This window comes from Vibrio sp. 397, from assembly GCF_033339395.1.
In the GTDB taxonomy this organism is placed as follows: Bacteria; Pseudomonadota; Gammaproteobacteria; order Enterobacterales; family Vibrionaceae; genus Vibrio; species Vibrio alginolyticus.
Genome location: NZ_JAWOUN010000002.1, coordinates 263,835 through 285,479, shown reverse-complemented (window position 1 = coordinate 285,479; position 21,645 = coordinate 263,835). Strand labels below are relative to the sequence as shown.

The window sequence follows — 21,645 nt, the reverse complement described above, 5'->3', positions numbered from 1 at the left end:
GGTATATATCAACAAAAAAAGTTTTCTTAAACTTACCGCCACTGATGTAAACCGTTCGATTAAGGATTCAAAATGAAAAAGTTAATTGTTATTACAGGCGCCAGTTCAGGCATTGGTGAAGCGATTGCACGTCACTTCAGTGAACAGGGCCATGCTCTTCTTTTGTTAGCAAGACGTGTAGAACGTTTGGAAGCATTAAACTTACCAAATACGCTTTGTGAAAAGGTAGATGTGACCGACAAAGCTTCTTTCGAGGCTGCAATTGAGAAAGCTGAAGCGTTGTATGGTCCGGTAGATGCACTTGTAAATAACGCAGGCGTTATGCTTCTAGGTCAGATAGATACTCAGGAAGCATCGGAGTGGAAGCGCATGTTTGATGTGAACGTAATTGGCTTACTCAATGGCATGCAGTCCGTCCTAGCACCGATGAAAGCACGTAACAGTGGTACGATCATTAACATCAGCTCTATCGCGGGCAAGAAAACATTCCCTGATCATGCTGCTTATTGCGGTACCAAATTTGCGGTTCATGCTATTTCTGAAAACGTACGTGAAGAAGTTGCGTCATCGAATGTTCGCGTTACGACGATTGCACCTGGTGCAGTGGAAACGGAATTACTTTCACATACAACGTCTCAAGATATTAAAGATGGCTATGACGCTTGGAAGGTGGATATGGGCGGCGTGTTGGCAGCAGACGACATTGCACGAGCAGTGCTGTTTGCTTATCAGCAACCGCAAGGTGTATGTGTTCGTGAAATTGCTTTGGCACCGACAAAACAACAACCTTAACATTGAGTTACGGCGATTTTAGGTCACTAAAGCCGTAAAACGTTGCATATCGATTCGTGATTGAGATGGCATCTTTAAACTAAGTTGCGTGAAAATTTAGGCCATCTATTTAAATCCGGACAATAAGTGTGTTATTGCTTATACCCAAGTTACTTAAGGTGAGAAAAAACTTTGAGTAATTTGGGTTTTTATTTGGTCTTAACTTTAGGTAGCGGAATTTATTTAGGTCGAAGGCGATAGTTGTGAAGAAAGGAGAGTGTGACGTAAAACAAAATGAAGCAATATCCGTCTCTTAATGAGAATTGATTTCATCAACGTCACAAGCCGTTACAATTATCCGTTAGGTATTATACTTTGTGGGTGGTTAATATTTAACCAAACAAGGAGGTGTGTATGAAACGATTCGCAAACATACTTTTTGCAACACAAGGATTGCCAGGCCATAGTGACGCCCTCGAACAAGCGATGAGGATTGCATCTAGCAACAAAGTGCCTGTCTCAGGGCTAATAGCGTGTCCTGATTTCCCAACAGACATGATCCAGTATCAGCAAAGTTATGAGCAATCGCTGCAAGACTCCCTCAAACAAAGTATTCACGAATATAGACAGAAGCTGGGACTCTCTGAAGAGGATCTCGCATTTCCTCTTACTGTGAAAAGCAGTGAAAAGCCCGCTGTCTGTATTATTCAAGAAGCATTAGCTGATAACAAAGATCTCATCATCAAAGAAGCTGAACCGCTCGGTGAAGGTGCTGAGGGTTTCAAAGCTATTGATATGACTCTGTTACGAAAATGCCCTTGTCCGCTTTGGTTGCACCGACCAATTGATAAGCCAAGAGATAAGCGCCGTGTTGCTGTGGCTATCGACCCATTAACGGCAAGCGATGAACAGCACTCATTAGCCGTGCGTTTACTCGAATTATCGCGTTCGATTGCCGACACCTGCGATAGTCGTTTACACGTGATTTCTTGCTGGGAGTATTACTTAGAAAACTACCTAAATGGTAACGCTTGGATTCAAGTCGATGATGCTGAGTTGAAACATGAACTCGACAAAGCAAAAGCCGATCATAAACAAGCTCTGCAACAGCTGTTGGAGGAGTCTGGGATTACAGGTGAAATTGTGATTCACCACCTGCATGGAAAACCCGACGAAAAGATTCCAGATTACGTAGAGAGTATTGAGGTAGACGTGCTGGTAATGGGAACCTTAGCGAGAACTGGTATATCTGGCTATGTCATTGGTAATACGGCTGAAAATATTTTGCAATCGATTAACTGTAGTTTGGTCGCTCTTAAGCCCGATGGCTTTGTCTCACCGATTCAGTAATTGGGGTGTAACAAAGTTGGGTTTAAGTTATGTTTTAGGTAAAGGAGGGAGATGGATCTCTAGAACATGGAATTATCAATGTATCAATAAGTTATCAGAGGAGAGTGACATGAAAAACCTATGCCCGAAATGCCACACAGAAATGATAGAACGTTCGAATGTTTATGTTTGTCCGAGAAATGATATCGGTGACTGCACCTACGATGCATTCGAGTTAGCTGATGACGATAATCCATATACATTCAGCCAAGAACACGTAAGTAGTGACCTACGTTCTTATGCCGTAGCAGACAGCAAATAGCGGTTTGTATCGGCGTTCCTCTAAGTAGCACTCAGTGATTACTGTTTGCTACTTTTCCCTTGGTTTCATGATCGTTTTTGAAGCGCTTGGGCTAAAACAATACAGTGGAGTTTGTCATTTGCGCCGAATAGCGCGTACCTTCTTATAATAACGAATGGGCTGCGATGTTGAATAACATAACGGGTAAAGAAAACCTGCCGAAAAACCTAGATAATCAGTTGGTCTTACTGATTTTCCCTGCGCTGCCAGTTTTAATCTTCTCTTTTCTCTTCTATATCTATACTCCTGCAGGCGTGAGCTGGAATGCGGAATGGATACCAAGCCTCGATATCAACCTTAGCTTTAGATTAGATGGTCTTTCATTTCTTTTTGCGGGACTGATCAGTGGGATTGGCGCACTGATTCAAATCTACGCTTTGGCTTATTTACGAGAAAGTGATAGCCGGTTTTCCTTTCATTTGTATCTAACCCTATTCATGCTTGCCATGCTAGGGATTGTGATGAGCGATAATATTCTGTTGTTATTTGTTTTCTGGGAACTCACCACCATCACTTCTTACTTACTGATCGGGTTTAATCACGAAAATAAAACGTCTCGGAAAAACGCCTTGCAGTCGCTGATTGTTACCGGTGCTGGTGGACTAGCGTTGCTAGCGGGTCTTATCTTGCTGGGAGCAATGGCAGGGAGTTATGAGCTAAATACCATTATCGAGCAGGCAGGAACTATTGCGCAGCATGAATGGTTTATCCCATCTCTAGTGCTCATACTACTCGGTGCATTTACTAAATCTGCGCAATTCCCGTTTCATTTTTGGCTACCTAACGCGATGGCAGCTCCCACTCCGGTCAGTGCGTATTTACACTCGGCAACAATGGTAAAGGCAGGCATTTACCTATTAGCACGTTTATCGCCAGTTTATGCCCACAGCGAGATCTGGTTTTATGCTTTAGTCATCACTGGGAGTATCACGGCCATTTGGTGCACATTTGTCGCATTAAAACAAACTGACTTGAAGCTGATGCTAGCCTACAGCACGAATGTTGCTTTGGGTAAATTAACATTATTACTAGGTATGGGCACAGATTTGGCCGTTAGTGCGGTATTGATGTTTATTCTCGCTCACTCTTTCTATAAAGCTGCGCTGTTTATGGTGGTGGGTAATATCGACAAAGCGACAGGAACACGAGATATTGATCAATTGTACGGTCTGAAGTCAGTTCTCGTCATCAGCATGGTTGCGGGGAGTTTGGCTGCATTGTCTAAAGCGGGGTTCCCGCCGTTGTTAGGCTTTTTGAGCAAAGAATACATGTACAAATCCGCAGTAGAGCTCAATAACTGGATCGCCTTTGTACTTTTAATCGTGAATATACTGATGGTCGCGCTAACCATTATGCTTATTGCGAGACCATTCTTTGCTCGCCGTGATCTCGTGCCGATTGAAACTAAGCCAGTTGAGACAAAAAAAGCCATGTGGATCTCGCCTTTGCTCCTGGCTCTTGGCAGTCTCCTAGTCCCGTTATTCGGTTTAAATTGGTTAGATCGCAATATTATTTTTCCGGGCTCTGCTGACATTCTGCCCACAGCAGCTCTTAAAGAGACATCACTATGGCATGGCGTGAATGTACCGTTAGTGTTAAGCGTTATTACGCTAGCGTTGGGGTATGTGGTGTACCGTGTTTATCCAGCTGTGTCTGCATTTTTTCAGCGGTTACATCTATTCGTCCCCAAAGCGGAGAATATTTTTGAACGACTATTAGATGGCATGATGACAGTGGCGAAGTGGCAAACGGCGCGGTTACAGCAAAAGAAATTGAGTCGCTATGTCCTATTATTTTTCACGGTACTTGCCGTTGCGTTACTGAGTCAGGTAGCGCTTATTCCTCTGCCTTTGGTTGGCGAACTTTCAAGTGTCACTTTCTATGAGATTGGTATTGCCTTATTGTTGATTGGTGCTGCGCTCGTATGTACGTTGTCCCACGCAAGACTTCTTGCGATTTCTGCGCTTGGTATGATTGGCTTCATGACCACGCTTGTTTTTATGATTTATAGCGCCCCGGACGTTGCGAAGACTTTACTGTTAGTGGAAACATTAATGGTGGTCTTTCTTGCATTGTTAATGCGTCATATGCCGCGTCTAGCCACCGTGCCCAAGCATTCAATAAAACGTAAAGTAGCGAATATTTGCATAGCAGGTGTGATAGGTGTTTCGGTTACTTTACTTTTGTTAGGAATCACGTCTCAGCCGATGGACTCTTCGGTGTCAGATTTCTTTGCAGAAAACAGTGTCCCGGGTGGACATGGGCGAAACATTGTTAACGTTATTCTGGTCGACTTTCGCGCATTTGATACATTGGGAGAAGTTGTCGTCGTTGTTATTGCTGGGATTGCGGCAGTGAGTTTGCTTAAGACAAGAGCGAAAAAGCAAAATCGTATCCAATCATTAATTTTTGCAACCACGGCACACATTGTTTCGGCACTCATGCTCGTATTTTCAGTGTATCTGTTGTTACGTGGTCATAATGAACCGGGTGGTGGCTTTATTGGTGCGTTGATTGCCGTTATTGGTTTATCACTTCTCATGTTCGCGGAATCACCGAAATACGTTCGTTCTAGGTTGTATTTCAAACCGTTTCTCATTGCGTTATCTGGTATCGCATTGAGCTTAGTTTCTGGTGCTTTGAGCTTTGCGTTTGATAAACCGTTTTTGACCGGACTGTGGTGGAAAGACGTGATACCACTAGGGACGCCATTGGTTTTTGATGTTGGTGTTTACCTTGCCGTTATAGGTGGCGTGATGGGTATGCTGCTTCGTATTAATGAGGAGCTAGAGTGATGGAAATAGTCTGGAGTGTTGTCGTTGGAGTATTTGTCGCAGCAGGTGTTTATTTAATGCTTGAAAAGCATATCTTGCGCCTTTTGTTCGGCATCATGTTACTCAGTAGTGCGGTTAACCTTGCTATTTTTACAGCTGGGAGGCTGACGCCCGGAGAACCGCCATTGATTGGCGATAATGCTCTTTTACCACCAGATAGCGCGGCAAATCCTTTACCTCAAGCGCTTATCTTAACTGCGATAGTCATCGGTTTTGGACTACTTATTTTTGCTTTAATGCTGTTCTATCGAGCTTATAAAGACACTGGAACTGCAAACGTCGATGAAATGCAACGTTCTGAGGAGGGTCAATGAGTTCGATTTTGCTTACGTTACCGGTAGTTCTCTCGCTGAGTACGGCGTTGATTATCTTCTTCGTCCGTCGCTCAACAAAAAGTGTTGAGTGGTTGAGCGGTGTAAGTGCGATTTCGAACCTTTTCGTTGCGGGCTTTCTCACAGAAAACATCATAAATAATGGTATTCAAGCCGTTGCTTTTGGTCAGTGGAGTGCGCCATTTGGTATCGTGTTTGTCGCAGATTACCTCAGCGTTGCTATGGTGATGATCACGGCGGTGATTGGTGCGATATGTGTTTTCTACGCGATGGCGGACCTTCACCGAAAGCCCTCCTATAGCAATTACCATGCGTTAATGCACATGTTGCTTGCTGGCGTTTATGGCGCTTTCCTGACTGGAGATATTTTTAATCTGTATGTTTGGTTTGAGGTCATGCTCATTTCATCATTTGGTTTAATGGTGTTAGATGCAACGAAAACTCAAGTTGATGGTGCAGTAAAGTACGTGATGTTGAACCTGATTTCGACGCTGGTATTTTTGCTTGCTATCGGCTTGTTGTATGGCGCAACGGGCACCTTGAACCTGGCCGATCTCTACACCAAAGTAGGGGAAAATGAATTGAGCATCAACATGATGCTGTCCGCGCTATTTTTGTTTGCCTTTTCTATTAAAGCGGCACTCTTTCCTTTATTTGCTTGGTTGCCAGCTTCTTATCACACGTTACCAAGCGGTGTGGTGGCACTGTTTGCCGCGTTGCTTACTAAAGTCGGTGTATACGCGTTGATAAGAGTCTTTACCTTGGTATTTCCGCTCGCCGAGAGTGGTTGGCAACCGACGTTAATTTGGGTCGCAGGGCTAACCATGTTAACGGGCGTTTTAGGAGCGGCTAGCCAATTCGACATTAAGAAAATTCTTTCTTTTCATATTATTAGCCAAATAGGCTATATGATCATGGGGTTGGCTATTTACACTCCCTTAGCTTTAGCCGGTGCCATTTTCTACATTGTTCATCACATCATTGTAAAAGCGAATTTGTTCTTAATAGGTGGATTCATCGAGCGCAAATATGGCTCTAGTCAACTTGAACATTTGGGTGGGGTATACAAAGCTATGCCTTGGTTAGCGTTCTTGTTTCTTGTCCCTGCGTTTTCTCTGGCCGGTTTCCCACCGCTATCGGGTTTCTGGGGAAAGCTATTGGTCATCAAGTCGAGCATACAGGCTGAGTATTACTGGTTAGCAGGTACCGCGTTATTGGTGGGGTTGCTTACTGTCTACTCGATGACGAAAATTTGGAGTGAGGCATTTTGGAAAAAGCCATTTAGAGAGAAGCCAGAACAGACTCTGCAGGCCAAAGTACATTGGTTGTACTGCGTTCCAATTATTGTATTGACAACGTTGACGCTAATCATTGGCTTAGTGGCGGAGCCTTTTTATCAATTTTCCGTTCAAGCTGCAGAACAACTGTTAAATCCGACTGAATACATCAGAGTGGTGTTAGGAGGAAATGCATGATCTATCTATTCCTCAATTTTTTCTTAGCGTTAGCGTGGATGATGCTTAATGGCAGCTATTCGAGTCTGAATTTTGTTGTCGGATTTACGGTCGGCTTTTTTGCTTTAAGGTTGAGTCAACCATTTGGATTGAAAACGAGCTATTTTCAACGTTTTGCATCTGCATTGAAGTTATTGGTGTACTTCGCTTATGAAATGGTTATATCGGTTGCGAAAGTGGTGTGGGACGTTGTGACACCTACTCATTTGAGTCAGCCTGATATCGTTTATGTCCCTCTGGAGGTCGATTCTGATCTAGAAATCACATTACTGGCGAACATGGTTTCTTTAACACCGGGCACGCTTAGTTTGGATGTTACGGCTGATAAAAAGTATCTTATCGTTCATGCCATGTTTGCACCTGAACATGAAGAGGTTATTCGCGGAATTAAAGATGGGTTAGAGCATCGAATTTTGGAGGTGACGCGTGGATAGTTGGCTGCAAATAACGGTCACTTTTGCCTATTCTGGGCTACTACTCAGCTTTGTTATGGCTTTTGCTCGTTTAATTCTAGGACCAACGCTAGCTGATCGAGTGGTGGCGTTAGATCTGATTTCATTTATCACTATCGGATTTATTACGGTTTACACCTTAGACAGCGGTGAGGACGCTCTGTTAGATATCGCCATTACATTAGGTTTGGTTGCATTTCTCGGCACGATCGCATTTGCACGTTTGATCGTTAAAAGAAAGGAGAAAGAATAATGGACGTGTTGATTGGACTATTTTTATGCTTAGGAACATTGTTGACCTTGGTTGCAAGTCTAGGTGTCCTGAGGCTTCCTGATTTGTATACCCGAATGCACGCAGCTACCAAAGCTGGAACTGTCGGAGTGAGCTGCTTGTTATTAGCGGTCGCTTTCTCACTCCCTGAAGTTACCGTGATCTCTAGGGTTATCGGTACGATGTTGTTTATCGTTCTCACTGCGCCAGTCGCCTCCCACCTGCTCGGCAGAGCAATGCGAGAGGTCGGATATAAGATTTGGCGTAATGATTAACCATTAGCGTCGAATAGTACTACGCCCTAGTTGAAATAAACTCGAAGCTGTATTGATGAAGTCGGAAGTAATTGACGGTATATTCAAATGCACGACCATCTTCTAGGTAACCAGTGGACTCAACTTTTAGAATAGGGGAAGCTTCTGATTCATTCAGGTATGAGGCCGTCTCTGCATCTAACAAGTACGGTTTGACAGACTGACTGCTTTTCGCAATTTTCAATCCTTTGCTATTTTCAATGTACTCATATTTAGAACCATTCATTATGGCTATGCTCAAGTCTGGAAATAACATTGCTGGCATATGAGTGACTTCGTAAATTTCAGGCTCATCATTAATACATCTGAGTCTATGTATTTCATATGTATCATCATTGGGCGAGAGATTTAACTGCTTAGCAACCTGCTCATTCGGCTTTTTAAGTTCGAACTTTATGACTTGAGAGCTAGGCGTTTTCCCCTGTTTACTGACTTCCTCGATAAAACCCAGCAAATGTAAGGCATCATGTTGGGCTTTTAGATCGTTTACATAAGTTCCACTACCTCTTGTCCGACTAATTAAATTATTGTCGACCAGAATTTGTAAGCTTTTTCTGATGGTTACGCGGCTTACGGAAAACTCTTCTTGCAAATCACTCTCTTTTGGAAGCATCGATTTCGGTTGTAGTTCCCCATCTTTGATCTTTTTTTCTAATCGTTCCGCAATGTCTATGTATTTGGGTTTCATAATACCTCGCTAAGTCTTGGATCATGATAGCAAGAATGTGATCTGAGATGTAGTTAATACTTTTCCTTAGGATCTTTGTGTGATTTTTATCTCGTATCTTTGTGCTTATACTTTAAATGTATCATAAAAGTATTAATACTTACTTTATACATTTTCAGGATAAACATTTGAGGTAGCGAAATGAAACGTCAAAAATTAACGATTGTTGGTGCTGGCAGTACATACACACTTGGTATGATGAACAGCCTTATTGCCGAAAAAGATAACTTTCCACTCGCAAAAGTCGTGTTTTACGACATAGATGAGAAACGCCAAGAGTCGAATGCATTAGCTACTGAAATTCTATTGCGAGAACACTATCCAGAAGTTGAAGAGTTTGTTTATACAACGGATAAATCTGTCGCATTCGCAGATTCGGACTTTTTCTTTATACAGATCCGCACTGGTGGGTTGGCCATGCGCGAGCGCGATGAACAAATCCCGCTATCCAACTCTTGTGTTGGGCAAGAGACATGTGGCGCGGGAGGAATGGCATATGGACTTCGCTCTATCGGCGATATGATCCAGCTAGTGAACGAGATCCGACAAACGTGTCCAGATGCGTGGATTCTTAATTACACCAACCCAGCGGCAATTGTCGCTGAAGCTTTAAATCGTGAATTTCCGCATGATAAGCGAATTCTAAATATTTGTGATATGCCAGCAGCGATTATGGTCAGCTATGCGCAATTGTTAGGGTGTGAAATTTGGGACTTTGTTCCTGAATATTTTGGGCTTAATCACTATGGCTGGTTTACCAAAATTCGTAACAAACAGGGTGAAGACTTAACGGATAAAATTAAAAATATCATCCTAAAAGAAGGGATCAGTGCGGTTGATGCGGAAATAGCGGATGACCCATCGTGGCAAGCCACATTCAAAAACATGAGAACAATGCTTGCTGATAATCCAGAGTTTTTGCCGAATACGTATCTTCAGTACTATTTGTACCCTGAAAAAATGGTGGCGAAAGAGGATATCAACAACACCCGCGCAAGGCAGGTAATTAACGGCCGTGAGAAACGAGTGTTTGAATTGAACGCAAGAATAATTGAAGCGGGCACCACGAAGCACGAAACACTGCATGCCGATATCCATGGTCGATACATGGTGAGAGTCGCGGCTTCGCTAGCCTACAACTTGAGCGATGTGTATCTCGTCATCGTACCGAATAATGGTGCTATTACAAATTTACAAAATGACGCCATGGTAGAAGTTCCAGCTGCGCTAACTAGTGATGGACCGAAAGCTTTTACTGTAGGAAAAATCCCAACCTTCCAAAAAGCCATGATTGAGAGCCAACTTGGTTACGAGAAATTAGTTGTGGATGCTTGGTACGAAGGAAGTCAGCAAAAGCTGATTAATGCACTCACACTTAACCGTACCGTGGTTAATGTGCCAAAAGCTAAAGAAATAACAAAACAATTACTAGAAGAAAATAAAGCCTACCTTCCTCAATTTTTTCAATAACAACTGGACGTTCGGGGCCTACTTGTAGGCTCCGTGAATGAAACAAGAGGTTTATATGAAAGACATTATTCAAAGGTTCGGAGCCGCGATGTTTGTTCCCGTTCTATTATTTCCAGCAGCGGGCATGTTATTGGGTTTCTCTGTTGTGCTGTTAAATCAAGAAGTGTTTCCTTGGGCACTAGAGGGGAGTGCTTGGGTTAAAGTCTCGACGATCATTTTACAGGCATCTCTCGCTGTATTTAAAAATATGGCACTTATTTTTGCCGTTGGGTTACCTATCGCTTTAGCTAAAAAAGCATCTGGTCGCGCTGTACTTGCAACACTCGTTTCCTACATTACGTTTAACTACGTTATTGGTGGAATCCTTCAATTTTGGGGACCAGAACTGGGCGTGAACTATACGGAAGGTGAGCGAGGTTTGACTGAAGTTGGTGGCATTCTAACGCTTGATACCAACTTACTAGGTGCCATTTTAATTGCAAGTCTCTCTGTTTGGGTTCACAACCGATTCTTTGATAAAAAGCTACCGGATTGGGCGGCTGTATTTGGCGGAACGCCATTGGTTGTGATCATTAGTTTCCCCATTATGGTCGTGATGGCAATTCTAACTTGTTTGACTTGGCCAAGTATTCAGCATGGTATTAACAATCTGCAATCATTTTTGGTTTCTGCTGGATCGTTAGGGGTATGGCTATTTACGTTTTTAGAGCGAATCATGATACCAACGGGGTTGCATCATTTCGTATATGGTCCCGTTTTTTATGGGCCAGTTGCAGTCGATGGCGGAACGGTTGCCTATTGGATTCAAAATATACAGACATTCGCCCAGAGCTCGGAAAGTTTAACGACACAATTTCCTCAGGGTGGTTTGATGTTGACGGGAATGGGTAAAGTGTTTGGTTGTACGGGTATCGCACTAGCACTCTATTCAGTTGCGAAAAAAGAAAATAAAAAGATGGTGATGGGGTTAGTGCTCGGAGCCGCAATCACAGCAATTCTTACAGGGATAACCGAACCAATAGAGTTTACATTCTTATTTATCGCACCTGCGCTGTTTGCTTTGCATGCGTTGTTATCTGCGACAATGGCAACGATCGCCTTTATGTTTGGTGTTTCCGGTAACTTTCAGACTGGCTTGATAGACTTCATTTTCCAAAACTGGTTGCCTTTGGCTGGTAACCATGCAGGAACATACGTGATTCAGATTATTATTGGTCTCATGTTTACTGGTGTTTACTTTGTTACGTTTCGCGCGCTTATTTTAAAATACAACATACTTACTCCGGGACGTGAAGGTGCAGATAGTAAGTTGTATTCCAAAGCTGACTACAAAGAAGCGAAAGCGGTCCATAACAGTAGCGCAAGTCCGTCACAAGCTAGTGCCTTTATTGAAGGTTTGGGTGGAAAAGAAAACATTGACTTGTTAACTAATTGCGCGACGCGTCTGCGTGTTAAAGTTAAAGATGTCTCTCTTGTAAAGGAGAACGCATTTTTCACACAGCACGGAGCGGTGAATATTGTTAGAAATCAAGAGAGCCTTCAAATCATCGTTGGTTTAACGGTGCCACAAGTTCGCGAAGATATGAGCCAACTGATAAAAGCTTAACCCCCAAACTAATGCTCCAGCTCATATGGCTCAAAGGTGAGATATAATTATCTCACCTTTTTTGTGTACATGAAGCATATTTCGCGCAGTTTCCACGAAAGTGGGGAGGAGTTATCGAGCGAGCTAAAAATACAGTTAGGTTATACCCGTCTGTATTGTTGGAAGACTTGTTGAGTCTCTAATTGACAGTGGCGCCACTTTCTATGTTGAAAAGCGTTTTAATTTCTTCCAGCACTTCTGGGTTAGCAATAGCACCAATGTTTTTTACAGCTTGTCCGTTTACCAATTGTTTCACTGCTAGCTCAACCAATTTGCCTGAGCGCGTTTTAGGAATATCACTGATGGCAAAAATTTGTCGTGGGACATGGCGCGGTGAACATTTTGTTTTCAATGCTTGGCGAATTGAATCGGTGAGTTGTTGGGTTAACTCGACGTTGTGAGCGAGTTTTACTAGTAACCAGATTTCTTCAGACTGCTGGTTTAACTTGCCGACAGCGATGGAGTCTTCAACCTCGGGTAACGTGTTCACTTGCTGATAGATTTCAGCGGTACCGATGCGTACGCCGCCTGGATTTAAGGTTGCGTCACTACGGCCATAAAAAATGAAGCCGCCATGTTCGGTTTGCATCACATCGTCGCCATGGTGCCAGATATCGGTAAACTTGCTCCAATAAGTGTTGTGATAGCGTTCGCCGTTGTCGTGCCAGAAGCCAATAGGGAAGTTAGGTAGTGAGTTATTGCAAGTTAGTTCGCCGCGTTGCTGTGTAATGGTTTTTCCCTCGTCGTCCAAAACACGCACGTCGATTCCCAGCCCTGCGCCTTGGCATTCACCTTTGTAAACTGGTGAGATAGGGTTTCCCAGTACAAAGCATCCGCAAATATCCGTGCCGCCAGCGATAGAAGCGAGATGCAAGTCCTGCTTGATGTGCTGATAGACATAACTAAATTGTTCTGGGTAAAGCACCGAACCAGTTGAGCAAAGAGTTTTGAGTGACTTCAGGTTATGTTCTAGTTTTGGAGAGCAGTTTGCCTGTTCCAGTGCTTCTAAGTATTTCGCTGAAGTACCAAACAGCGACACGCTATGTTCTTCTGCTAATTGCCATAAGATGGAGTGATCAGGGTAAACCGGACTACCGTCGTAAATCACTAAGGCTGCACCACTCGCAAGAGCGGAAACATGCCAGTTCCACATCATCCAACCACATGTTGTGTAGTAGAAAACCTTGTCTTGCGATTTGATGTCGCAATGCAGTTGATGTTCTTTGAGGTGATTGAGCAAGGTACCGCCTGCGGAATGGACAATACATTTAGGTTGACCTGTTGTACCAGAAGAATACAAAATGAATAACGGGTCATTAAACAGCGTTGGTTGATATTGAATTGATTGTGGAGAAAAGTGGTGAGTAATATCGGACCAAGAAACAAACTCAGAAGTGCTAGCACTCTCAGCGTTTTGTAAATATTCGATTTGGCATACGCTAATAGTAGTCTCTTCGGAGGCACTGCTTAACTTACTACTAAGAGTGGTGTTCTTGTTCGTCATATCGAAAGCTTTGCCTCCGAACTGGTAGCCATCACAGCAAAAAAGAACTTTCGGTTTGACCTGACCAAAACGCTCTACGACGCTATCGATACCAAAATCAGGAGAGGTTGAAGTCCAAATGGCACCAAGACTGGTGGTGGCCAGCATGGCAATAACGGTTTCAGGAAGGTAGGGCAAATAACCCGCAACGACATCGCCTTTACCGACACCACAATTGAGTAGCCATTGTTGAATGGCAGAAACTTGTTCAAGCAACTGTTTACCGGTGAGTTGTCGGTGTTCACCGCTTTCATTGCTAAAAACAATAAACTCACGCTCTGGTGATTGTTCAGCCTGAGATAGGAGGTTCTCTGCGTAGTTCAGCGTGGCGTCAGCAAACCATACTGTGTCTCTATTTACATGATGATGATTAGAACCTGTTGGTGTCCATTTGGGACTGCCAAGGCTCTTGACTTGCGAACCCATATCTCCGATTACGTTGCAAAACTGCCAAGTATGTCGCCAAAATTCATCATTGTGCTCAATGGACCACTGGTGTAGAGACGTGTAATTGTTGATTACGGTACCTTCGGCTTTGTCTTTATTAACCTTTTCGATGAACCGTAATAAGTTGCTATTGCTGACGCGCTCAGCAGATGGTGACCAAATAGGTGCAGAATTTGGCATAGGTCCCTCTAATTTCAATTCTTTTGAATATGACCAAAAACAAAATAAAGAGGCGAACATAGCAGTGTTCGCCCCTTATCTGATCGTTTAAAGTTGTTCGGCAAGCTGAGGTAGTACCTCAAATAAATCACCAACCAATCCATAGTCGGCAACTTCAAAGATAGGAGATTCTGGATCTTTGTTGATCGCGACAATCACTTTGGATTCCTTCATTCCTGCAAGATGCTGGATGGCACCGGAAATCCCAACCGCTATATAAAGCTTAGGTGCAACGATTTTACCGGTTTGACCCACTTGTAAGTCGTTGGCAACAAACCCGGCATCAACCGCCGCGCGAGAAGCGCCAATGGCAGCACCTAGTTTATCGGCAACTTGTTCGATCAACGCGAAGTTCTCTTTGCTACCGACCCCGCGTCCACCTGACACAACCACCTCTGCCGCGCTTAATTCAGGACGTTCTGACACGGTTTTATCGACAGAAACCAATTCAACCATTGGAGCTGAGATAGTGACCTGCTGATGCTTAATATCAGCTTGGTTGTGACAAGTAACCGGCTCAAACGCAGACGCGCGCACGGTGATGACGCGAACCTTGTCGCTGGTGGTCACTTTGGCAAATGCGTTTCCTGCGTAAATAGGGCGGATAAAAGTGTTTTCATCGATAACTTGGACAATATCGGAAATTTGCCCAACGCCGAACTTCGCAGCTACTCGAGGTGCAAGGTCTTTCCCTTTTGATGATGAGCTAGCCCAGATTGCGTCAAAACCTTCAGCAATACTCACTACAATAGGTGCGATACTCTCGGCAAATTGATGCTTAAGTTGCTCATCATCGACACAAATTACGTTTGATATACCATCAACGCGACAAGCTTGCTGAGCGACTTCTTCACACTGGTGGCCCACTACGATCAAAACATTGTCTTGGCTGACTTGTTTTGCTGCATTAACCACTTTGAGTGTGTCCGCATGCAATTGGTTATTGTCATGCTCTGCTATGATTAAGTTCTTCATGAAATCACCTTCGCTTCGTTACGCAGCTTATCGAGAAGCTCTGAGACAGATTCAACCTTGATGCCACCTTTTCTTTGCGCTGGCGGTGTGACTTCTTGAATGGTTTGGCTAAATACCACTTCAACACCCAGACTGTCAGGTGTGATGGTATCTAACGGCTTGCGCTTAGCTTTCATGATATTAGGCAAAGAGGCAAAACGCGGTTCATTCAGGCGTAAGTCAGTACTGATCACCGCAGGTAAGTTCATCGCGACTGTCATCAAGCCGCCGTCCACTTCTCTCACGACCTGAACTTTTTGATCTTCAATCTTCACGTCGGAAGCGAAAGTTGCTTGAGGCCAGTCAAGTAGGGCGGCCAGCATCTGAGCCACTTGGTTGTTGTCCGTATCAATGGATTGTTTACCCGTAATCACAAGCTGTGCTTGTTCTTGCTCAACTAGAGCTTTGAGCAGCTTAGCAACAACTAATGGCTCTATTTTGTCTTCAGTATCGACATGAATAGCGCGATCGGCGCCTAATGCAAGCGCGGTACGTAGTTGCTCCTGACACTGGCTACCGCCGGCACTGACAACGATGACTTCATCTGCAATACCTTGCTCCTTTAGTCGTACGGCTTCTTCAACGGCTATTTCGCAAAATGGATTAATCGTCATCTTGACGTTATTGGTTTCAACATCGCTATGGTCCGCTTTCACGCGAACTTTAACGTAGGGATCAATGACCCTTTTGATTGGCACTAGTATTTTCACGTTAGATTCCTTTTACAGTGAAGACTATGTGTTAACAGTGAAGACGATGTGATGACGTCTTTAAAATGATGTTAAGTTACCTTTACGTTTGCGTCAACTTTAAATATATTGTTGATTAACAAGTTGGCAACATGCAAAGAAAAAGGAATGCAATCATGGAAAGAGACTGCATGGAATTTGATGTTCTGATTGTAGGCGCAGGTCCCGCAGGCTTGTCTGCGGCATGCCGAATCAAACAATTAGCAGCAGAAAAAAAACAAGAGCTCTCTGTTTGCGTGGTAGAAAAAGGTTCTGAAGTTGGAGCGCATATTTTATCGGGTGCGGTGTTTGAAACGCGGAGTTTGGATGAGCTTTTTCCCGACTGGGAAGAGAAAGGCGCTCCGCTCAATACCAAAGTAAACCAAGATAAAACCTACTATCTAGGCAATGACATCAATGGTCATGAACTGCCTTCTTGGGCGGTGCCTAATACGTTACATAACAAAGGTAATTACATCATAAGTTTGGGCAGTCTATGCCGATGGATGGCGTTGCAGGCTGAGAACTTGGGGGTGGAGGTCTACCCAGGTTTTACCGTCAGTCAAGCGATCATCGATGAAGATAGTCGTGTTTGTGGCGTGATCACGGGCGATATGGGATTAGATAAAAATGGTGAACAAAAAGGAAATTTCGAACCTGGTATTGAACTACGAGCGAAGTTTACTTTATTTGCTGAAGGCGCACGGGGGCATATTGGTAAGCAGTTGATTAACCGATTTAATCTTGCTGAAGAGAAAACGCCTCAACACTACGCTATCGGTTTTAAAGAGCTGTGGGAAATCCCATCAGAGCAGCATCAGCAAGGTTTAGTAGTGCACGGATTAGGTTGGCCGTTATCAAATGAAGCTACAGGTGGCAGTTATCTCTACCATTTAGAGGGAAACCAAGTTGCCGTCGGGTTGATTGTTGACTTGAATTATAAGAATCCGCACTTGAGTCCATTTGATGAGTTTCAACGTTTTAAACACCACCCGTTGATTGAGCAATACCTCAAAAATGGGAAGCGTATTAGCTATGGCGCGAGAGCGATCACCAAGGGCGGCTTTCATTCGCTTCCCACGCAGCAGTTTGCTGGTGGCTTGTTAATTGGCTGTGATGCAGGAACACTTAACGGCGCTAAAATCAAAGGCACACACACCGCAATGAAATCTGGCATGCTTGCCGCTGAAGCAGTATGTGAAGCCCTTGAGAGTCAGTCAGTTACTGCTGATTATCAAAAGCATTTCAAACAGTCTTGGCTGTATGAAGAGCTTTATCAAGCACGTAACTTCTCAAGTGGTATTCACCGCTTTGGATCGTGGCTGGGCGGTGGTTTAGCGCTGCTGGAACATAACGTATTAAAAGGCAAAGCTAAGTGGCATATCCGCTGTGATAAGCCTGATCATCAGTCTCTGTTATTGGCGGAAAACAGCAATGAAATTGTCTATCCGAAGCCTGATGGCGTGTTAAGTTTCGATCGCCTCTCTTCTGTTTATCTATCCAATATCTTCCATGAGGAAGATCAACCATGCCACTTACGACTGGAGAACCAGCGGATTCCTATTGAGCAGAACCTTGAATTATATGCAGAGCCAGCACAGCGCTATTGTCCGGCTGGCGTGTATGAAATCGTACAGGGGGAGCAGCAGCCAGAGCTTCAAATAAATGCGGCCAACTGTATCCACTGTAAGACCTGCGACATCAAAGATCCAAGTCAAAATATTACTTGGACTCCGCCAGAAGGTGGTGGTGGTCCTAACTATCCAAATATGTAAGCGTTTGAGAATAATTTTTATTAACAATTTATTTACTTAAAGTTTGCGTTAGTTCAAATCTTTCTCGATGAACTCGATTGCAACTTAATCTTTCAGGCACTATTCTGATTTTAAATTGACGTTTACGTAAACTGAATACAAAGTTGATGCATAGGTGTAAAAGCGGTTACCAGTATCAAAGTTAGGTTTGATCAAATAGTGCTCAATGGAACCCACTTAAAATAACGAAAGGGAGATCAACTATGGTATCGGAATCGCCTCTGTTGCAGGTAAACGATATTTCATTGGCTTTTGGTGGGGTGAAAGCTTTAACTGATGTGAGCTTCCATGTGAATGAAAAGGAAATCTTTTCAATCATTGGTCCAAACGGTGCAGGTAAAACCTCAATGCTCAATTGCATCTCTGGTCGATACACACCAAACAAAGGCTCTGTAATCTTCGCTGGAGATGACGTAACTAAACGTACACCAAGCCAACGAGCTGAGTTAGGGCTGGGAAGAACCTTCCAAAACTTAGCGCTCTTTTCTCATATGTCGGTACTGGACAACATCATGGTTGGCCGACACCACCTACTGAAAAATAACTTCGTCACGGGGCCACTCTATTGGTTCTCTAATGCGCAGAAAGAAGAGGTGGCGCACCGCAAATATGTGGAAGACGTGATCGATTTTCTAGAAATCCAGCACATCCGAAAAGCGACTGCAGGCACCCTATCTTACGGCTTACGTAAGCGTGTAGAGCTTGCTCGTGCCATTGCCTTAAAACCTAAGTTATTGCTGCTTGATGAACCAATGGCAGGAATGAACTTGGAAGAAAAGGAAGACATGGCACGTTACATCATGGATCTGAATGAAGAATTAGATATCACGATCATCATGATTGAGCACGATATGGGCGTGGTCATGGACATCTCTAATCGCGTTTTGGTTTTGGATTTCGGTAAACACATTGCTACGGGTGAGCCTGAAGAAGTGATGGCCAACCCACATGTGAAACAAGCGTACTTAGGCGAAGAGTTACCGACATTAGAGGAGAGTGCATAATGGCACAGCAACATAATGATTGGGCAGATATAACCCGCTTAGATACCTTTCCAAAAGTGTTGCAACACAATGCCAAGAACTGGCCCGAACAAGTCGCAATGCGTGAAAAGGAGTTTGGTATATGGCGAGAGTTCACTTGGAAGGATTATGAAAACCGCGTCAAGTGGATGGCACTGGCACTACAAGATTTAGGTATTGGTGAGCAAGATGTCGTTGGTTTGCTAGGTGATAACCGCCCGGAATGGGTATGGGGCGAGTTAGCGGCACATGCGATCAAAGGTTTCTCGCTGGGCATCTATCAAGATTCTATGCACGAAGAGGTGGCGTACCTTATCAACTATGCCAAAGCAAAAGTCGTGATTGCCGAAGATGAAGAGCAATGCGACAAGCTGCTTGAGCTTGGTGATGAAATTCCTAGCGTTGAATACATTATTTACTGCGATCCTCGTGGAATGCGTAAATACGATGATCCAAGATTGATTGATGTTGAACAGGTCTACAAAAAAGGTCAGCTGATTGATAAAGCGGACCCAGACAAATATCTCAATATGGTTGTTGAAACCAAAGGCAGCGATCTTTCAATTCTTTGTACAACGTCGGGTACGACTTCTAAACCAAAATTGGCTCAGCTACACAGTGGCACGTTCTTGGATCACTGTGCGGCTTACTTGCGTGCAGACCCTCGTTCCCCAGGCGACAACTACGTTTCTGTTCTGCCTTTGCCTTGGATTATGGAGCAGGTTTACGTGGTTGGTCAGGCGTTGATTTCTCGTCAAATCGTTAACTTTGTGGAAGAACAAGAAACCATGATGTCCGACTTGCGTGAAATCGGTCCAAACTTTGTGCTGTTAGCGCCGCGAGTGTGGGAAAACATTGTGGCAGACGTGTCTGCACGAATGATGGATTCGACACCGTTTAAGCAAAAGATGTACAAACTGGGCATGAGCTTAGCCAACAAAGCGTTAGAGCAGGGCAAACGTTCTAAACTCGCCGAATGGATTCTTTTGCGTGCTTTGCGAGACCGTTTAGGCTTTTCGAACCTAACATCTGCTGCAACGGGCGGCGCGGCGATGGGGCCTGACACTTTCCGTTACCTACAAGCTATTGGTGTGCCACTTAAGCAGCTTTATGGTCAGACCGAAATGTGTGGCGCATACACCGTGCACCAAGCGGATGATGTGGATTACGATTCCGTTGGTGTTGCGTTTGATAATGCAGAAGTGAAAGTCATCAACCCGGACAGCAATGGCGTTGGTGAAATCATCGCGAAAAGTACAGGCATGTTTACTGGCTACTTAAACAACCAAGCAGCATATGATGAAGATGTTCAAGATGGTTGGATGCACACAGGCGATGCGGGCTATTTTAAAGATTCCGGTCACTTGGTGGTGATTGATCGTCTGAAAGATATGTCGGAAACCAGCCATGGCGACCGTTATTCGCCACAGTTTATCGAAAACAAACTCAAGTTCTCGCCGTTTATTGCAGAAGCCGTGGTGGTAGGTAAAGGTCGACCTTGGCTGTCTGCCATCATCTGTATTCGCTATGCGATCGTCGCGAAGTGGGCAGAGCAACGCGGCTTGGCATTTACCAACTACACCAACTTATCTGCTCAACCAGAAGTGTACCAAGCGATTCGTGAAGAAGTTCAAAAAGTGAACGAATCCCTACCGGATGCACAGAAGATCAGCAAATTCATTCTACTTTACAAAGAGCTGGATGCCGACGATGGAGAGCTAACTCGCACACGTAAAGTACGCCGTGGTGTGGTTGCAGAGAAATACGGAGACATCATCGAAACCATCTACAGCGACGATCCAAAAGTCGATGTCGATACAGTGATCACTTATCAAGATGGCACCAAAACACGCATTCAAACGTCGCTAGTTATTGAAACGCTTATTGAGCATGAGCCAACACTAGTGGATAGCGAACAACGGAGGATCGCATAGTGAATACGGATTTATTACTGCAACTCGTCATTAATGGCGTGATCGTTGGCATGTTGTATGGCGTTGTCGCCATGTGCTTTGTATTGATTTACAAATCGACCCAGGTGGTCAACTTTGCTCAGGGTGAGTTCCTGTTGATTGGCGCATGGGTATGTTGGGCGGCATTGGTGCACCTACAGTTACCGTTTTTTATTGGCTTTTTACTCACGCTCGCGTTCATGATGATTTTTGGTATCGCCGTGCAAACCATTGTGCTCAGACCGTTGATTGGTGAACCGATTATCTCTGTGATCATGGTGACCATTGGTCTATCGATGTTTTTCCAAGCGCTGATGAAGTGGATATTCGGTGTCTCGGCTGTGTCGTACCCGCAAGTGTTCGAAACCAACGTGGTGAATATCGGAGGTTTGAATGTTGAGTTTGCTTACATTCTGAGCTTGATCTTCTCAATGCTCATCATGGGCGCGTTCTACTGGTTCTTCAAATTCAGCAAAATGGGTCTGGCAATGCGCGCAACGGCATTCAACCAGCAAGTAGCCCAGAGTCTTGGCATTTCCATCAAGAAAGTGTTCGCCATCAGTTGGGCCATTTCGGCAATGGTATCTGCAACAGCAGGGATTGTTATCGGTATCGTTAACGGCGTATCTGACGCGCTATCCATTATTGGTATCAAAGTTTTCCCAGCCGTTATTTTAGGTGGCTTAGATTCGGTGGTCGGCGCAATTGTCGGTGGTATTACCATCGGGGTGCTAGAAAACTTGGCTGAGTTTTTTGATAGCCAATACCTGCAAGTGGGTAACCTGTACAACATCGCACCATTCTATGTGCTGTTAATCATTCTTGCCTTCAAGCCATATGGCCTGTTTGGTACCAAAGATATTGAGCGTATTTAAGGAGAAATAAC

The 21,645-nt window shown here is 44.1% G+C and carries 19 protein-coding genes; 15 read left to right on the top strand and 4 right to left on the bottom strand.

Annotated features, from left to right (window positions below; all coding sequences use genetic code 11):
* Positions 1-72: 72 nt before the first annotated feature.
* The 9 genes from R7P36_RS04305 to mnhG all read left to right on the top strand — a co-directional run bounded on the left by R7P36_RS04305 (position 73) and on the right by mnhG (position 8,139).
* Entirely contained in the window at positions 73-792 is a 720-nt protein-coding gene (locus R7P36_RS04305) for an SDR family oxidoreductase (RefSeq protein WP_005373333.1), read from the top strand.
* Positions 793-1,185: 393 nt separating this feature from the next.
* Positions 1,186-2,121 carry a universal stress protein gene (locus tag R7P36_RS04300; RefSeq protein ID WP_005373330.1) on the top strand — a complete coding sequence of 312 codons (936 nt, stop codon included), beginning with the start codon at positions 1,186-1,188 and terminating at the stop codon, positions 2,119-2,121.
* 109 nt (positions 2,122-2,230) lie between these two features.
* Positions 2,231-2,422, top strand: a complete 192-nt coding sequence (locus R7P36_RS04295) for a hypothetical protein (protein ID WP_005373328.1) — start codon at positions 2,231-2,233, stop codon at positions 2,420-2,422.
* 164 nt (positions 2,423-2,586) lie between these two features.
* Positions 2,587-5,256 (top strand): hydrogen gas-evolving membrane-bound hydrogenase subunit E, encoded by a 2,670-nt coding sequence (gene mbhE / locus R7P36_RS04290; protein WP_171343151.1) that lies wholly within the window; start codon positions 2,587-2,589, stop codon positions 5,254-5,256.
* Positions 5,256-5,609 (top strand): Na+/H+ antiporter subunit C, encoded by a 354-nt coding sequence (locus tag R7P36_RS04285; RefSeq protein ID WP_017633704.1) that lies wholly within the window; start codon positions 5,256-5,258, stop codon positions 5,607-5,609. Before mbhE ends, R7P36_RS04285 begins: the two co-directional genes overlap by 1 nt.
* On the top strand, positions 5,606-7,102 hold the full coding sequence (locus R7P36_RS04280; RefSeq protein WP_017820359.1) for a Na+/H+ antiporter subunit D: 1,497 nt from the start codon (positions 5,606-5,608) through the stop codon (positions 7,100-7,102). Before R7P36_RS04285 ends, R7P36_RS04280 begins: the two co-directional genes overlap by 4 nt.
* Positions 7,099-7,575 (top strand): Na+/H+ antiporter subunit E, encoded by a 477-nt coding sequence (locus R7P36_RS04275; protein WP_005373320.1) that lies wholly within the window; start codon positions 7,099-7,101, stop codon positions 7,573-7,575. The genes R7P36_RS04280 and R7P36_RS04275 overlap by 4 nt, the downstream gene beginning before the upstream one ends.
* The gene (locus tag R7P36_RS04270) at positions 7,568-7,846 is read left to right on the top strand and encodes a cation:proton antiporter (protein ID WP_005373317.1); all 279 of its coding nucleotides are present in this window, start codon (positions 7,568-7,570) and stop codon (positions 7,844-7,846) included. The genes R7P36_RS04275 and R7P36_RS04270 overlap by 8 nt, the downstream gene beginning before the upstream one ends.
* Complete coding sequence (gene mnhG / locus R7P36_RS04265; protein ID WP_005373314.1) at positions 7,846-8,139, top strand: monovalent cation/H(+) antiporter subunit G; 294 nt, start codon at positions 7,846-7,848, stop codon at positions 8,137-8,139. Before R7P36_RS04270 ends, mnhG begins: the two co-directional genes overlap by 1 nt.
* Before the next feature lie 19 nt (positions 8,140-8,158).
* Here mnhG and R7P36_RS04260 read toward each other — a convergent pair whose 3' ends face one another.
* Positions 8,159-8,866: a GntR family transcriptional regulator gene (locus R7P36_RS04260; protein WP_054730587.1), complete on the bottom strand. Its 708-nt coding sequence runs from the start codon at positions 8,864-8,866 to the stop codon at positions 8,159-8,161.
* A 180-nt stretch (positions 8,867-9,046) separates the two neighbouring features.
* On the opposite strand from R7P36_RS04260, the gene R7P36_RS04255 reads away from it, so the two are divergent.
* Complete coding sequence (locus R7P36_RS04255) at positions 9,047-10,375, top strand: 6-phospho-alpha-glucosidase (protein WP_005373308.1); 1,329 nt, start codon at positions 9,047-9,049, stop codon at positions 10,373-10,375.
* Positions 10,376-10,430: 55 nt separating this feature from the next.
* The gene (locus R7P36_RS04250; protein WP_053308067.1) at positions 10,431-11,981 is read left to right on the top strand and encodes an alpha-glucoside-specific PTS transporter subunit IIBC; all 1,551 of its coding nucleotides are present in this window, start codon (positions 10,431-10,433) and stop codon (positions 11,979-11,981) included.
* A gap of 178 nt (positions 11,982-12,159) precedes the next feature.
* Here the strand turns inward: R7P36_RS04250 and R7P36_RS04245 are convergent, their stop codons facing one another.
* The 3 genes from R7P36_RS04245 to R7P36_RS04235 form a co-directional block, all read right to left on the bottom strand.
* Complete coding sequence (locus R7P36_RS04245; protein WP_213899185.1) at positions 12,160-14,190, bottom strand: acetoacetate--CoA ligase; 2,031 nt, start codon at positions 14,188-14,190, stop codon at positions 12,160-12,162.
* Positions 14,191-14,277: 87 nt separating this feature from the next.
* A complete protein-coding gene (locus R7P36_RS04240; protein WP_017820355.1) occupies positions 14,278-15,204 on the bottom strand; it encodes an electron transfer flavoprotein subunit alpha/FixB family protein in 927 nt (308 codons plus the stop codon).
* Positions 15,201-15,953, bottom strand: coding sequence for an electron transfer flavoprotein subunit beta/FixA family protein (locus R7P36_RS04235; RefSeq protein ID WP_005386149.1), 753 nt, complete (start codon positions 15,951-15,953; stop codon positions 15,201-15,203). Before R7P36_RS04235 ends, R7P36_RS04240 begins: the two co-directional genes overlap by 4 nt.
* A 155-nt stretch (positions 15,954-16,108) precedes the next feature.
* Between R7P36_RS04235 and R7P36_RS04230 the strand changes: the two genes are divergently transcribed.
* The 4 genes from R7P36_RS04230 (at position 16,109) to R7P36_RS04215 (ending at position 21,634) form a co-directional block, all read left to right on the top strand.
* A complete protein-coding gene (locus R7P36_RS04230) occupies positions 16,109-17,746 on the top strand; it encodes an electron transfer flavoprotein-ubiquinone oxidoreductase (RefSeq protein ID WP_213899184.1) in 1,638 nt (545 codons plus the stop codon).
* Positions 17,747-17,988: 242 nt separating this feature from the next.
* Positions 17,989-18,789 carry an ABC transporter ATP-binding protein gene (locus R7P36_RS04225; RefSeq protein ID WP_318122022.1) on the top strand — a complete coding sequence of 267 codons (801 nt, stop codon included), beginning with the start codon at positions 17,989-17,991 and terminating at the stop codon, positions 18,787-18,789.
* Positions 18,789-20,741, top strand: a complete 1,953-nt coding sequence (locus R7P36_RS04220; protein ID WP_005382741.1) for a long-chain fatty acid--CoA ligase — start codon at positions 18,789-18,791, stop codon at positions 20,739-20,741. The genes R7P36_RS04225 and R7P36_RS04220 overlap by 1 nt, the downstream gene beginning before the upstream one ends.
* The gene (locus tag R7P36_RS04215) at positions 20,741-21,634 is read left to right on the top strand and encodes a branched-chain amino acid ABC transporter permease (protein WP_005373295.1); all 894 of its coding nucleotides are present in this window, start codon (positions 20,741-20,743) and stop codon (positions 21,632-21,634) included. The genes R7P36_RS04220 and R7P36_RS04215 overlap by 1 nt, the downstream gene beginning before the upstream one ends.
* Positions 21,635-21,645 lie beyond the last annotated feature (11 nt).